Origin of the sequence: Hymenobacter glacialis, from assembly GCF_001816165.1 — a bacterium.
GTDB classification, from domain to species: domain Bacteria; phylum Bacteroidota; class Bacteroidia; order Cytophagales; family Hymenobacteraceae; genus Hymenobacter; species Hymenobacter glacialis.
Genome location: NZ_MDZC01000014.1, coordinates 102,612 through 116,376, shown reverse-complemented (window position 1 = coordinate 116,376; position 13,765 = coordinate 102,612). Strand labels below are relative to the sequence as shown.

Below are 13,765 nucleotides of genomic sequence, written 5' to 3'. Positions count from 1 at the left end.
CCTTGTGGACCAGCTTGGCTGGTAGTGTTCATTCCCATAAGCGCCACTGAATTTTCCTGATATACCATAACGGCAAAACCCCCGGGCAGCCCGACGCCCTTAGTACGAATTCCATTTATTACCCCACGATGCAGCAATCGTACGCGCTTTTATTGTTGCACCAACACTAGTTGCCGTGACCGTTACCCCCTTGAAGAACTTCCTTAATCCTGTAGCCTACTCGCCTTGCTGGCGCGGCCTTTGGCTGCTGGCGCTGCCCCTGCTGCTGGCCGGCTGCGTGAGCACCAAATCCACCTACAACCGCGACCAAGTGGCGCGGCGCCTCAAGGCCCGCAGCGGCTACGAGCTGGGCGCCGCCCGCACCGCCAGCGCTCCGGCCCCCACCCTGCCCAACCTGCAGGATGGCCTGAGCGAGGACGAAACCGTGACCCTGGCCCTCACCCGCAACCCCGCCTTCCAGGCCGACCTGAGCACGCTGGCCCTGGCCCAGGCCGATTTGCAGGACGCCGGCCTGCTGGCCAACCCCGTACTCTCCGGCGTGACGGCCTACGGCACTTCGCCGGTTTTTCTGGCCCTGAATTTTGCCTCCGACCTGCTCTGGCAGCGCCCCGGCCGGGTAGACGCTGCCCAGCTCGAAACCCAGCGCGTGGCCGAAAGCCTGGTGAGCCGGGGCCTGCTGGTGAGCCGCGACGCCCAAGTATCCTACACCGATATTACGCTGGCCGATGAGCGGCTGCGCATTGCCCGCGAGGGCATTGTGATGCGGGCCGAGGTGGCGCGCATCATGCGGGCCCGCTACCGGGTAGGGGAAGCCAGCGAGCTGGAAACCGTGGCCCCCAGCGCCGACTCGCTCCGCGCCGTGGACGACTTCTACCGCGCCCGCCGCGACGCCCAGGTGGCCCGGCTGCGCCTGTTGGCCACCCTGGGGCTGGATTCGGTGAATGCCGATTCGCTGCGGTTTACGGCCGCACCCGCCTCGGCGGTGGTTGTGCCGCCCCTGCGCACGCTGCTGGATTCAGCCTACGCCGCCCGCCCCGATTTGTGGGCCGCCCGCATCGGCATTGAGGGCATTGGCAAGCGGCTGAAGTGGGAACGGAGCCGGGTGTTCTCGTTTGTGCTCTCGCTGAACGCCCGCCTCAACGACCCCAAGCCCGTGAGCCTGGCCCCCGGCGCGGCCATCGGCCTGCCCATCTTCAACCGCAACCAGGGCCGCATCTCCCGGGTGAAAGCGGAGCTGGAACAGGCCTCCTGGCAGTACCTGGCCCTGCGCCAGACCGTGAACCTCGACGTGCGCGAAGCCTACGCCCAGTACGAGCAGGCCACCCAAAGCGTGGCGCTGTGGGAGCGCAGTTACCTGCCCACCCTCACCGACGCGCTGCGCCGCTCCACCAACGCCTTCATCAACGGCGACTTCCCCTACGTGCAGGTAGCCGAAACCACCCGCCAGCTGCTCGACGCCCAGCAGCGCGCCGCCGACGCCCGCGCCGACCAGCGCCGCGCCCTGGCAAGGCTGCGCTACGCCGTGGGCGGCCGTTTTTGACGGTGTTAATAACTCATTCAAATTGCCTGTCATCCTGAGCAGAGCGAAGACCTTATGCCAGTTGAACGATTGACGTAGCAACGAAACGGCACAGCGTGATAAGGTCCTTCGCTCTGCTCAGGATGACAAAAGAAAATAATATGCACCACCATAATAAGTTACTAACTCGCCTGTTCCCGCTGGTCGGCCTGCTCAGCTTGGCCGCCTGCGGCAAAGACGAAAAGCCCAAGGCTATCAGCCCCGCCGAAGTGGAGAACCCGGTGAAGGAGTCGGAGCTGACCACCGTGACCATCACTGCCGACGCGGAAAAGCGCCTGGGCATCAAAACTGTGGTTGTCAAAACCGATAACGTGCAGGCCACGCGGGAAGTGGGTGGCGAGATTCAGGCCGTGCCGGGCCAGGCCGTGACCATTGTGGCGCCCGTGCAGGGCACTTTGCGCGGCGGGGCCGGCCTCACGGCCGGCCAGCGCGTGCGCGAGGGCCAGACGCTGTATAGCCTCGTGCCGCTGCCCGCCGAACGCGACCTGCTCACCCTCAACCAGGGCACGGCCCAGGCCCGCACCCAGTTGCAGGTAGCGCAGGCCCGCTTGGGCCGCGCCGAGGAGCTGCTGGCCGACCGTGCCGGCAGCGTGCGCGCCCGCGACGATGCCCGCGCCGATGTGGCCCTGGCCCAACGCGCCCTGGCCGACGCCCGGGCCCGCCAGGGCGCCGCGAATGGCAATACCGGCGGCGGGCAGGCCCTGCCCATCAAAGCCCCCCTAAGCGGGGTGGTGCAGCGCGTAACCGTAACCTCGGGCTCGGTGGTGACGGCCAATACGGTGCTGGTGGAGCTGGCCGCGCTCAACAAGGTGTGGGTGCGCGTGCCGCTGTTTGTGGGTGACCTGCGCCGCCTGGGCCAGGGCCAGGCAGTAACCGTGCGCCCGCTCGACGGCGGGGCCTCGCGCCAGGGCCGGCCGGTGGAAGCGCCCCTGCTCGGCGCCACCGCCGGCACGGGCACGGCCGATGTGTTCTTTGAAATCGACAACGCCGACGAAGCCTTCCGTCCCGGCGAGCGGGTGGCTGTGGACGTGACTTTGACTGGCGCTGCGGGAGGAACCGGCAACGCGGCCGGCACCGCAGCTCTCACCATCCCGGCCGCGGCGCTGCTCTACGATGCCACGGGCGGGCAGTGGGTGTACGTGCGCACTGCGCCCCGGCAATACACCCGCCAACGGGTGGAGGTGCAGCGGGCAGTGGGCGACCAAATCGTCATCTCACGTGGCGTAAAAGCCGGCGCCGAAGTGGTGACCGACGGCGCGGCGGAGCTGTTCGGAACTGAATTTGGCGGCAGCCATTAACGGTGAACCGGCGAGCATCCTAGAACAAAAAGAACGTCATGCTGAGCGAAGGCGCAGCCGCAGTCGAAGCATCTCTACCGCAGTGGTAATTCTGTCGATTGATTAGCAGCACAACGAAGCGGTAGAGATGCTTCGGCTGCGGCTGCGCCTTCGCTCAGCATGACGTCCTATTATGATAAATACACTTTCAACACTATCGAATGAAGTGGATAATTGAATCAGCATTGCGGCTGCGGCTGGTGGTCGTCATCCTCTTTGGGGTGATGCTCGTGGTGGGCCTGCAGGTGGTGCGCAACACGCCGCTGGACGTGTTTCCGGAGTTTGCGCCGCCCTACGTGGAGGTGCAGACCGAAGCGCCCGGCCTGAGCACGGCCGAGGTGGAAGCCCTGGTGAGCGTGCCGCTGGAAAACGCCCTGAACGGCACGCCCGATGTGAAGAAAATTCGTTCCAAATCGGTGCTGGGGTTGTCGTCGGTGGTGCTGTACTTCCCGCAGGGCATTGACATCAACAACGCCCGGCAGGCGGTGCAGGAGCGGCTGGCGCGGGTGGCGCCCACGCTGCCCGGCGTGGCCCGGCCCCCGGTGATGCTTTCGCCGCTGTCGTCCACGAGCCGGGTGCTGAAAATCGGCATTACCTCCGACAGCCTCACGCAGGTGGAAATGACCACGCTGGCCCGCTGGAGCATCCGCCCGCGCCTGATGGCCGTGCCCGGCGTGGCCAACGTGGCCATCTGGGGCCAGCGCGACCGGCAGCTGCAGGTGCTGGTGAACCCCGAGCAGCTGCGCACGCTGGGCCTCACGCTGGCCGAAGTGGAAAAGGCCGCAGCCGACGCCACCACGCTGGCCGGCGGCGGCTTCATCGACTCGCCCAACCAGCGCCTGGCCGTATCGCAGAGTGCCGCTATCCAGGACGCCGCCGATTTAGCCCAGATGCCCGTGACGTTCCGCAACGGCGTAAGCCTCAAGCTGGGCGAAGTGGCCCAGGTGGTGGAAGGATTTCCCGCCCCCATCGGCGACGCCGTGATTAACGACGTGCCCGGCCTGCTGCTCATCGTGGAAAAACAGCCGGGAGCCAACACCCTGGAGGTGACGCGCCAGGTGGAAGCGTCTCTAGAGGCCATGCGCCCCGGCCTGAAAGGGCTGGAAATCGATTCGACCATCTTCCGGCCCGCGACCTTTATTGAGATGTCGCTGAGCAACCTCAACAAGTCGCTGCTCATTGGCTGCGTGCTGGTGGTGCTGGTGCTGCTGTTCTTCCTCTACGAGTGGCGCACGGCCCTGATTAGTGCCCTGGCGCTGCCCACGTCGCTGATTGCGGCGGCGCTGGCGCTGCGCTACTCTGGCAAAACCATTGACACGATGGTACTAGCCGGCCTCATCATTGCCCTGGGCGAGGTGGTGGACGATGCCATTATCGACGTGGAAAACATCATGCGCCGGCTGAGGCTGAACAAGGAAGCGGGCTCGCCCAAAACCGCATTTGCGGTGGTGTACGAGGCCAGCATGGAGGTGCGCTCGGCCGTGATTTACGGCTCGGTTATCGTGGCGCTGGTGCTGCTGCCCATTTTCCTGCTGCCGGGCTTGTCGGGGGCCTTTTTCCAGCCGCTGGCCTTTGCCTATGTGCTGGCCATTCTGGCCTCGCTGTTTGTGGCCCTTACGCTCACGCCCGCACTGGCGCTGCTGCTGCTGCCCAAGGCTGCCGAAAAGGATTCCAAGGATGCGCCGGTAGTGGCCTGGCTCAAGCGGCACTACGCCCGGCTGCTGCCCGGCTTGCTGGCCCGCCCCAAGCGCGTGGCCTGGTCGCTGACCGGTATAGCCGTAGTTTCGATGCTCACGCTGCCGTTTTTTGGCCAGGAATTCCTGCCCAACTTCAAGGAATACGACTTTCTGATGCACTGGGTGGAGAAGCCCGGCACCTCGCTGCAGGCCATGTCGCGCATCACCATCCGGGCCAGCAAGGAGCTGCGCGCCATTCCCGGCGTGCGCAACTTCGGTGCCCACATCGGCCGGGCGGAAGTGGCCGATGAAGTCGTGGGTCCGAACTTCACCGAACTCTGGATTTCCGTGGACCCCAAAGTGGACTACGAGGCCACGGTAGCCAAAATCCAAACTGTGGTCGACGGCTACCCCGGCCTCTACCGCGACCTGTTGACCTACCTGCGCGAACGAATCAAGGAGGTGCTCACTGGCACCTCGGCCACCATCGTGGTACGCATTTTCGGCCCCGACCTCGACCAGCTCTACACCAAGGCCAAAGAAGTGGGCGCGAAGCTGGAAAGCGTGGAGGGCGTAGTCGACCTGAAAGTGCAGCAGCAAACCCTAGTGCCCCAGATTCAGGTGAAAATCAAGCCCGAAGCCGCGGCGCGTTTTGGCCTGAGTCCGGGCACCGTGCTCCAGGTCATCAGTACGCTGGTGAAGGGCCGCAAGGTGGGCGAAATCTACCAGGAGCAGAAGATTTTCGACGTGGCCGTGTGGGGCCAGCCCGCCGTGCGGTCCGATTTTGGGGCCGTGCGCGAGTTGCTGGTGGGCCTGCCCGGCGGCGGGGCCGTGCCGCTTAAAGAAGTGGCCGATGTGCGCATCGTGCCCACGCCCAACGAAATCACCCGCGAAGCCTCTTCCCGCCGCATCGACGTGACGCTGAACGTTCGCGGCCGCGACCTGGGCTCGGTGGCCCGCGACGTGCAGGCGCAGGTGGATGGCGTGGCCTTCGGGGCCGGCTACCACCCTGAAATTCTAGGCGAGTACGCCGAGCGGCAGGCCTCGCAGAACCGCATGGCGCTGCTGGTAATGCTCTCGCTGGTGGGCATTTTCCTGGTGCTCTACACTGACTTTGGCACCGTACGGCTGGCTACGCTGGGCATTCTGAGCTTGTTTTTCGCCGTGTCGGGCTGTTTGCTGGCGGCGTTTCTCACGGGTGGGGTGCTGTCGCTGGGTTCCATTGTGGGCTTTATCACGGTGCTGGGCGTGGCGGCCCGCAACAGCATCATGCTGGTGAGCCACTACCAGCACCTGGAGCGCGAGGAGGGCATGCCCTTCAGCAAGGAGCTCATCATTCGCGGCTCGCTGGAACGGGTTTCGCCCATCATTATGACGGCCCTGACCTCGGTGCTGGCGCTACTACCCATCATCCTGGCTGGCAACGAGCCGGGCTCGGAAATCGAGCACCCCATGTCGGTGGTGATTCTGGGCGGCGTGGTCACCTCCACGGTGCTCAACCTGCTGGGGATGCCGGCACTCTATTGGGGGTTTGGGCGCACCAGGGGCGCGGGGCCAGTAGTACCGGAGCCTACAATCTCCTAGCCAAGCGGCCTTAGGAACTCCCTGCTACCAACTGATGGGGCAGCGGCCTAAATAGTGGTGGCGCCCAGCCCGCAACGCGAACTATACTGTTCTCGCTGCGGGCTGGGCGGCCACCACTTATTTCCGTAGAACCTGTAAGCCGGATAATGACTAGCGCACCAGCTTTTCAGGCCATTCCAGTACGCCTCCAATTAGGTTGGAGATGTGCACAAAACCGGCCTGGGTGAGCTGATTGGCGGCCCTGGTGGAGCGGGCACCGCTGCGGCAGTACACGTAGGTGGGGCGGGTTTTATCGAGCGCTGCCACGCGCTGGGCGAAGTCGGGCGCAGTCACGTCGATATTCACCGCGCCGGGCAGGTGGCCGCCCGCAAACTCGTCGGGCCGGCGTACGTCCAGCAGCAGCACGCCCTTCTGGCTCATGGCCTTTGAAAACTGGGCGGGCGCAAGGTTTTTGTAAGCAGGCGCCGGGCCCTGAAAAAGACCAAAAAATGCAAAAAGGGGAAGCAGCAGGAACGTGAAGTAGGACATATAATTAAGAAAGTGACGGGGTAGGCAGCAGGGTCTCTGGTGAGGCGAAACCATGCCTGCCCGCCGGAAGAATGATGAATGAGAGTAACGTAAAAAGGCTTTTCGGCCTTGCTTAAGTTCAGTGCTGTGATGGCAGGCGGCTTCAGACCCAGCCAGCCACCCCCCGGTGAAGGCCGTTGCAGGCGCAATTTACTACCCCCCTTCTGCCCCAGCCCGGCACGCGGCATAAGCTATAGAATGCCGACCTTGCGGCACCTGGCTCAACCGTACGCTAAAAAACGGTGCGCGGGGGCCAAAAGCCACAAACCAGCGTCAGCCGCATCGGCGTATGAGCGCCAAGCTTTGGCTACGCTCTATTTACTAGCTCCTTTACCATTTACCCATGAATCTGGCTTTTTTACGGTGGCTGCGGATGCGCTTCGACCTTTCCCACGATATGGCCGATCCGGCCGACATTGTGGCCGATGTGAAGGAAGGCATGTCGTTTCGGGGCACCAACCTGTGGGTGCTCATCTTTGCCATCCTGGTGGCTTCGGTGGGCCTGAACGTCAACTCCACGGCCGTTATCATCGGGGCCATGCTCATCTCCCCGCTGATGGGGCCCATCGTGGGCATCGGCTTCGGGGCGGCCACGGTCGAAATCGACCTGATTCGGCGCGGCCTCAAGAACCTGCTTTTTGCGGCTGGCGTCAGCCTGCTCGTGTCGGCCCTGTACTTCTGGCTTACGCCCCTCACCAACGCCGGCTCCGAGCTGCTGAGCCGCACGCAGCCCACCACCTGGGACGTGCTCATTGCCCTGTTTGGCGGGGCAGCCGGGGCCGTGGGCCTCACTCGGCGCGAGCGGGGCAACACCGTGCCCGGCGTGGCCATTGCCACGGCGCTCATGCCGCCGCTGTGCACGGCCGGCTACGGGCTGGCCACGGCGCACTGGTCGTTTATGCTGGGGGCCCTGTACCTGTTTTTCATCAATTGTGTGTTCATCAGCCTGGCTACGTTCCTGGTGAGCCGCGTGCTGCCCCTGCCCCACCACACCTTTGTGAGCCGGCCGCGGGCGCGGCGGGTGCAGCTCATCATTTGGGGCATGGCTCTGGTCACGGGCGGGCCCAGCGTGTACCTGGCGGCGCGCATTGTGCAGCGCACAGTGTTTGTGCACAATGCCCAGCAGTTTATCGACGAGCAGCTGAACCTGCCCGGCTCCTACGTGGTCACGCGCCGCATCGTAGCCGAAGAAAGCACCATCAACGTGCTGCTGGCGGGCCAGCGCCTCACGCGCGCCCAGCTGCGCAAAGCCCGCGCCACGCTGCCCCGCTACCGGCTACTGGCTACCAAGCTGGTGGTGCGCCAGGGCCTGGCACAGCTCGACTCGGTCGATGCCCAGACCATGCGCATCAGCCTGCTGGAAGACGTGCGCAGCCGCAACGAGCAGGCCATGGCCGTCTACGATACCCGCCTGGCCCAGCTCCAGCAGATGCTGGCCCAGGGCGATGGCCCGGAACTGACGGGGCTTCCCACCGCTTCGACGCTGCTGAGCGAGGTGCAGGCCGAGCACCCCACTGTGCGCCAACTGGGCCTGAGCCGCCTGGTGCAGCCCGCCGCCGACTCGCTGCGGGCCGATACCACGGTGATTGTGGCCGTGCGCACGGTAGGAAATCTGCCGGCCGATGAGCAGCTGCGGCTGCGCCGGTGGCTGCAGGTGCGCGCCGGCAAACGCCGGCTGATACAGCTGCTGGTGCAGCCCGCCTCCAAAATATAGTGCCAGGCCAGCCGAAACGAGACCATGCTTTCGGAAATTACGGCCCGGCCGCTACCTTTCCATAAGCTGAGCCATTTGGGCGGAGGGGAGGACCTTGCTTCTGCCTTCTGCTATTGATGATATTTCTGAAAACCAGGATTGTCTTTAAATCAGCTTTTTCGTCAGCCCGTGGTACTTCGGCTGCGCGGGGGCCAAACGAGCAAGGCATTCCAAATCACTGTTTTCCGAGTCCGTAACTCGCTTCAATGCTACCATTCCGTCCTTATTCATCCCGGCGTACTGTCCTGAGCATGTTGCTGTTCGCATTCAGCCTGGGGGCTAGGTTGTGTGCCCCGGCCCTGGCCCAAACCACTGCCCCGGCCACCCGCCCCGGCACGCCGGGTGACACGGCCCGCGACCCGGCCCTGACCACCGACACCCGCGCCCTGCGCCAGCTCGACTCGCTACGCCGGCAGACAACCAGCCGGCTCGGGGAGCTGCAGCAGGAGTTGCGCACGCTGAAAAACGGCCAGAACCGTCCCCGCGAGCAAGCCCTGCAGCGTGAGCTGACCGCGCTGCGGGCCGCCGACTCGCTGCGCCGCGCCCAGGCCCGCCTGCGCATCGACTCGCTGCGGCGCACCGCCCGCGGCTACCCCGTGGTGCCGCACCAGGACACGCTGTTTCTGGTGTACACCAAGCTGGGGCCGTTTTCGCCCCGCGAGCGGGCCGCGCTCATTGCCGACAAAGTGCGCCGCCTGGAAGCCAACGTGCGCTTTCAAGCTGATTCGCTGCAGCTCTACCCCTCGGAGCAAACCATTGACCTGATGTACGGCGAGCTGGTGGTGCAGAGCGTTTCCGAAAACGACGCGCTGTGGATGAACATGCCGCGCGACTCGCTGGCCCGCCAGTACCGGGCGCGCATCGTACAGGCCGTCACGGCTTACAAGAAGGAGCACAGCCTGGTCAACATCCTCAAGGAAATAGGGCTGGTGATACTGGTGCTGGTGGCCTTCTTCTTTGTGGTGCGGTTGGTGAACCGGCTGTTTCGCTGGCTCCAGGGCAAGCTGCTGGGCAAGGAGGCCACCTGGTTTAGCGCGGCGCGCCTCGGCAACTACGAGCTGCTCACGCCGCGCCGCGTGGTGGAGGGCGTGCTGCTGCTCACCAACGTGCTGCGCTGGGTGCTCATTTTCCTCATCATCTCGCTGGTGCTGCCGGTGCTGTTCAGCATATTTCCCGGCACCCAGAACGTGGCCGATACGCTGCTGGGGTACGTGCTGTCGCCGCTGCGCCGCATTGCGCTCTCGCTCTGGAACTACCTGCCCAACCTGGTCACCATCGTGGTCATTGTCACGCTGTTTCGCTACCTTCTGCGGGGGCTGCATTTCCTGAAAGAGGAAATCCGGCTGGGGCGGCTTACCCTGGATGGCTTCTACCCCGACTGGGCCAACCCCACCTACCAGATAGTGCGGGTGCTGGTGTTTGCCTTTCTGCTCATTGTGATTTTCCCCTACCTGCCGGGCTCCGATTCGCCGGTGTTTCAGGGCGTGTCGGTGTTTCTGGGCTTTCTGTTCACGTTTGGCTCGGCGGGCTCGCTTTCCAACATTGTGGCCGGGCTGGTGCTCACTTACATGCGGGCCTACAAGCTCGGCGACCGGGTGCGCATCGGCGACGTGACGGGCGACATCATTGAGAAAAACCTGCTGGTCACGCGCATTCGCACCATTAAGAACGAGGAAATCACCATCCCGAATTCCTCCATCATGAGCAGCTACACCACCAACTACACCAGCGCCGCCCCCACGCTGGGCCTGGTGCTGCACACCACCGTCACCATTGGCTACGACGTGCCCTGGGCGCAGGTGCAGGAGCTGCTGGTGGCCGCCGCGCTACAGGCCGAAGGGGTGCTGCCGGAGCCCAAGCCCTTTGTGCTGCAAACCAGCCTCGACGATTTTTACGTGAGCTACCAGCTCAACGCCTACACCCGCGAGGCCAGCCGACAGGCCGCCATCTACTCGCGCATGCACCAGCACATTCAGGACCAGTTCAACGCGGCCGGGGTCGAAATCATGTCGCCCCACTACCGCGCCGCCCGCGACGGCAGCCACAGCACCATTCCGGCCGACTACCTGCCCCCGGACTACCAGGCGCCCCCGTTTCGGGTAGAGCGGCCGGAGTAGTGCCTTTCTCCTTTTTTGGGACAGTAACGCCGCTGCATGGGGCATCACTTCCGTATAAGAATTGATTTTTCTCCAAACGCGGTGCTGGGCAAGCCAACTACGTACCATCGATTTTTCCTTTTCCTGCCCGAATAGCACTGGTAATTCAACGCCTTACTATGGAACATATTTGGTTCGACAGTTGGGAGAGCATGGTGAGGACGGTTGTCCTGACCACCCTGGGGTACTGCGCCATGATACTTTTATTGAGAGTCTCAGGCAAAAGGACTTTATCCAAAATGAATGCCTTTGATTTTATCGTCACAATAGCGCTGGGCTCGATACTAGCCAGTCTGGCGCTCAATAAAAGCATTACGCTGGCGGATGGGGTCACCGCAATTGCGTTGCTCATTGGCTTCCAGTTCGTTCTTACGTGGCTGTCTGTCAGAACAAAGACCGTCAAGGAATTAATTACCAGTAGCCCGTCACTGCTTTTTTACAACGGCGATTTTCTCCATCAGGCAATGAAAAAGGAGCGAATTACCGTGGAAGAAATCTATAGTGCAAGCCGACAGAAAGGGATAGCTGTTTTGGATGAAATAGCAATGATAGTTCTGGAGACCACGGGTGACATCACAATTATCAAAAAGATAGAAAAGGGAAATAAGCTGACGGTTGAGGACGTAAAAACGGTTTCGCAATTTGGCACGACGCGCTGATTTTGCACCGTTTTCATGGCCGTTAGAAGCCGGCGACCTGCATGCGTTTCCCCGGCCGGCGCCTGTTCACCCCCCACATTCCTTAGAGCTGCGCTCCGCAGCCGCTGAAACGGACCGAACCGGTCTGCCGCCCCCCTGTTCTTCATCATATCCAACCCCGGCTTACCCTTCAGCCGTAGGATGGGCATTCTCCTCTACGTTTCTGCATGACCGATATTCAACGCGCGTTCTCCCTTTTGTCTGGCAAGCTGGTGCGCTGGCTGCAGCAGTTCATTCTGATGCTGCCCAACCTGCTCATTGCCTTGGTAATCCTGGTGGCTACGTGGTATGCGGCGCGGCTGCTGCGGCAGCTCAGCGCGCAGGTGCTCCCGCGCATGTCGCAACATTCCACCCTCAACAACCTGGTGAGCACCGTCGTTTATGTGGGCGTGCTGCTGCTGGGGGTGTTTTTCACCTTGGAGGTGCTCAGCCTCGACAAAACCGTGACCTCGCTGCTGGCCGGTGTCGGCATCATCGGCCTGGCGCTGGGCTTTGCGTTTCAGGACATTGCGGCCAACTTCATCAGCGGCATCATCATCGCCGTGCAACGGCCCTTTACGGTGGGCGACGTCATTGAAACCGACAAGTTTTTCGGCACCATCGAAAGCATCAACCTGCGCACCCTGGACCTGCGGCAAACCACCGGCGAGCTGGTGCGCGTGCCCAACCGCAAGGTGGTGGAAAGCGCCGTGACCAACTACACCGTCACCACCCACCGCCGCGTGGACCTGGAGTGCGGCGTGGGCTACGACTCCGACTTGGAGCAGGTGCGCGACACAGTGCTGGCCGCCATGCGGGACCTGCCGAACCTGGTGCCCGGCCGGCCGGTAGAAGTCATGTTTACCGGCTTCGGCGACAGCGCCATCACATTCATGCTGCGCTTCTGGATTCCCTACAAAAAGCAGGTAGATTACGTGGGAGCCAAAAGCGAGGCCATTATGCGCATCAAGCGTGCCTTCGATGCGGCCGACATCGTCATCCCCTTCCCCATCCGCACCCTGGACGTGTCGCCGGCGCTGCTCGACCAGCTCAGCCAGCGCCTGACGCCGCCCTCCACGCCGCTACCAGCGCCAAGCCAGTAAGACGGCCCTGCCGCCGGCTACCCTAATTGCAGTTGTAGAACCCCCTTAGCTTTCCTTATGGATTTGTTTACCCTAATTACGTTGCTCATTGTGGTATCGGCGCTGTTTGCCTACCTCAATACCCGGTTTCTGAAGCTGCCCGATGCCATTGGCATCATGGTGGTATCTCTGGCTTTTTCGCTGGTAATACTGGGGCTGGGCGCCATGCAGCCCACCTGGTTTACCCTCACGCGCGAGACCGTGGCCAGCATCGACTTCGACCGCGTGCTGTTTGACGTGATGCTGAGCTTGCTGCTCTTCGCCGGCGCCTTCCACACCGACGCGGCCCAGCTGCGCGTGGAGCGCCGCTCGGTGATGCTGTTTGCCTTCGTGGGTGTGTTGCTGAGCACCTTTCTCATCGGCACCGGGCTGTACTACATCAGCCACTGGCTTGGCTTTGAAATTGGCTACGCCATGTGCCTGCTGTTTGGGTCCCTGATTTCGCCCACCGACCCCATTGCCGTGCTGGGCATTCTGGCCCGCCTCAAGCTGCCGGAAAGCGTGAAATTGAACATTGTGGGCGAGTCGCTTTTTAACGACGGCGTGGGCGTGGTGGTGTTTGCCACCATTTACCGCATTGTGCTAGGCGGCCCCGACAGCATTGGGGCGGGCGGCATTGCGATGCTCTTTTTGCAGGAAGCCGGCGGCGGGGTGCTCTTTGGGTTGGTGCTGGGCTACGGCCTCTACCGGCTGCTGCGCTCCATCAACCACTACCAGACCGAGGTGATTCTGACCCTGGCCGCCGTGATGGGCGGCTACCTGCTGGCCCAGCGGCTGCACGTATCGGGCCCGCTGGCCATGGTGGTGGCGGGCCTGCTCGTGGGCGACCGGGCCCGGCAGGACGCCATGAGCCACCAGACCGAGGAGTACGTGGACAAGTTCTGGGAACTCATCGACGTGATTCTCAACGCCCTGCTGTTTGTGCTCATTGGCGTGGAGCTGCTGGTTATCCAGCTCGATGCCTCGTACTGGTTTATCAGCGGCCTGGCCATTGTGCTGGTGCTGCTGTCCCGCTACATTGCCGTGTGGCTGCCCTACCGGCTGGCCCGCCGCTGGCTCACGTTGGACAGCAAAGCGCCCATTATGCTGACCTGGGGCGGGCTGCGCGGCGGCATCTCAGTGGCCCTGGCGCTTTCCATCAGCAACGATGTGCCCTTTAAAAGCGTCATCGTGGCCATTACCTACGCCGTGGTGCTGTTCTCCGTCATCGGGCAGGGCCTCACGCTGGAGCGCCTCATCCGACGGCTCTACCCAGATGGCGCTGCCGAGCCGGAGGAGAAGCCCCACTAACCCT

General features: G+C 63.1%; 9 protein-coding genes. 8 read left to right on the top strand and 1 reads right to left on the bottom strand.

Translation table 11 applies throughout. From position 1 onward, the window contains the following. Window positions 1-175: 175 nt before the first annotated feature. The 3 genes from BEN48_RS01125 (at window position 176) to BEN48_RS01115 (ending at window position 6,176) form a co-directional block, all read left to right on the top strand. Window positions 176-1,540: a TolC family protein gene (locus BEN48_RS01125; protein WP_070732078.1), complete on the top strand. Its 1,365-nt coding sequence runs from the start codon at window positions 176-178 to the stop codon at window positions 1,538-1,540. A 140-nt stretch (window positions 1,541-1,680) separates the two neighbouring features. Beyond that, window positions 1,681-2,877, top strand: a complete 1,197-nt coding sequence (locus BEN48_RS01120; RefSeq protein WP_158010068.1) for an efflux RND transporter periplasmic adaptor subunit — start codon at window positions 1,681-1,683, stop codon at window positions 2,875-2,877. A gap of 200 nt (window positions 2,878-3,077) precedes the next feature. Then, window positions 3,078-6,176 (top strand): efflux RND transporter permease subunit, encoded by a 3,099-nt coding sequence (locus tag BEN48_RS01115; RefSeq protein WP_070732076.1) that lies wholly within the window; start codon window positions 3,078-3,080, stop codon window positions 6,174-6,176. 150 nt (window positions 6,177-6,326) lie between these two features. Here the strand turns inward: BEN48_RS01115 and BEN48_RS01110 are convergent, their stop codons facing one another. Next, a complete protein-coding gene (locus tag BEN48_RS01110; RefSeq protein WP_083320639.1) occupies window positions 6,327-6,704 on the bottom strand; it encodes a rhodanese-like domain-containing protein in 378 nt (125 codons plus the stop codon). A 436-nt stretch (window positions 6,705-7,140) separates the two neighbouring features. Between BEN48_RS01110 and BEN48_RS01105 the strand changes: the two genes are divergently transcribed. The 5 genes from BEN48_RS01105 (at window position 7,141) to BEN48_RS01085 (ending at window position 13,761) form a co-directional block, all read left to right on the top strand. Then, the gene (locus tag BEN48_RS01105; protein ID WP_158010067.1) at window positions 7,141-8,457 is read left to right on the top strand and encodes a DUF389 domain-containing protein; all 1,317 of its coding nucleotides are present in this window, start codon (window positions 7,141-7,143) and stop codon (window positions 8,455-8,457) included. 290 nt (window positions 8,458-8,747) lie between these two features. Then, window positions 8,748-10,613: a mechanosensitive ion channel family protein gene (locus BEN48_RS01100; RefSeq protein WP_094122909.1), complete on the top strand. Its 1,866-nt coding sequence runs from the start codon at window positions 8,748-8,750 to the stop codon at window positions 10,611-10,613. A 158-nt stretch (window positions 10,614-10,771) separates the two neighbouring features. Beyond that, the gene (locus BEN48_RS01095) at window positions 10,772-11,311 is read left to right on the top strand and encodes a DUF421 domain-containing protein (RefSeq protein WP_070732074.1); all 540 of its coding nucleotides are present in this window, start codon (window positions 10,772-10,774) and stop codon (window positions 11,309-11,311) included. Between the two features lie 206 nt (window positions 11,312-11,517). Continuing rightward, window positions 11,518-12,432 (top strand): mechanosensitive ion channel family protein, encoded by a 915-nt coding sequence (locus tag BEN48_RS01090; RefSeq protein WP_070732073.1) that lies wholly within the window; start codon window positions 11,518-11,520, stop codon window positions 12,430-12,432. A 57-nt stretch (window positions 12,433-12,489) separates the two neighbouring features. Next, the gene (locus BEN48_RS01085) at window positions 12,490-13,761 is read left to right on the top strand and encodes a cation:proton antiporter (RefSeq protein ID WP_070732071.1); all 1,272 of its coding nucleotides are present in this window, start codon (window positions 12,490-12,492) and stop codon (window positions 13,759-13,761) included. Window positions 13,762-13,765 lie beyond the last annotated feature (4 nt).

Excerpts from the sequence above, each read along its gene's own strand:
- BEN48_RS01120 (WP_158010068.1), top strand. The coding sequence starts at position 1,681 with ATGCACCACCATAATAAGTTACTAACTCGCCTGTTCCCGCTGGTCGGC.
- BEN48_RS01115 (WP_070732076.1), top strand. The coding sequence starts at position 3,078 with ATGAAGTGGATAATTGAATCAGCATTGCGGCTGCGGCTGGTGGTCGTC.
- BEN48_RS01110 (WP_083320639.1), bottom strand. The coding sequence starts at position 6,704 with ATGTCCTACTTCACGTTCCTGCTGCTTCCCCTTTTTGCATTTTTTGGT.
- BEN48_RS01105 (WP_158010067.1), top strand. The coding sequence starts at position 7,141 with ATGGCCGATCCGGCCGACATTGTGGCCGATGTGAAGGAAGGCATGTCG.
- BEN48_RS01100 (WP_094122909.1), top strand. The coding sequence starts at position 8,748 with ATGTTGCTGTTCGCATTCAGCCTGGGGGCTAGGTTGTGTGCCCCGGCC.
- BEN48_RS01095 (WP_070732074.1), top strand. The coding sequence starts at position 10,772 with ATGGAACATATTTGGTTCGACAGTTGGGAGAGCATGGTGAGGACGGTT.
- BEN48_RS01090 (WP_070732073.1), top strand. The coding sequence starts at position 11,518 with ATGACCGATATTCAACGCGCGTTCTCCCTTTTGTCTGGCAAGCTGGTG.
- BEN48_RS01085 (WP_070732071.1), top strand. The coding sequence starts at position 12,490 with ATGGATTTGTTTACCCTAATTACGTTGCTCATTGTGGTATCGGCGCTG.